Annotated in this window: 1 protein-coding gene; it reads left to right on the forward strand. The window is 47.1% G+C overall.

Annotated elements, in window-relative coordinates; translation table 11 throughout:
- Positions 1 to 507, forward strand: a 507-nt coding sequence (locus tag AC1M9N_RS14480) for a thiolase family protein (RefSeq protein ID WP_481954974.1), incomplete at both ends; no start/stop codon positions are given.

Here is a 507-nt window from a genome sequence, read left to right on the forward strand (position 1 = left end):
CATTAGCCGCGCTGATCAAGACCAATTTGCTTTAACCAGCCAACAGCGTACGGCTGCAGCGCAAGCACGTGGTTTCTTTGATCAAGAAATCGTGCCTGTGACTATTCCACAGCGTAAAGGTGATGCGGTTGTGGTGGCAAAAGATGAACATCCTCGTGCATCAACCACTTTAGAAGCCTTAACCAAGTTAAAACCTGTTGTAAAAGCAGACGGTACAGTAACCGCAGGTAATGCATCAGGCATTAACGATGGTGCTGCTGCGATTCTGATTGCTTCTGATGCAGCTGTAGAAAAATATGGTTTAAAACCTCGTGGCAAAGTGATTGGTGCAACCACCGTTGGGGTTGAACCTCGCATTATGGGCTTTGGTCCGGCACCTGCGATTAAAAAGTTACTGGCTCAAACAGGTTTAACACTAGAGCAAATGGATGTGATTGAGCTGAACGAAGCGTTTGCAGCACAAGCATTGGCGTGTACACGTGACCTAGGTTTAGCCGACGATGATGA

Source organism: Acinetobacter sp. ANC_7655, from assembly GCF_056784015.1.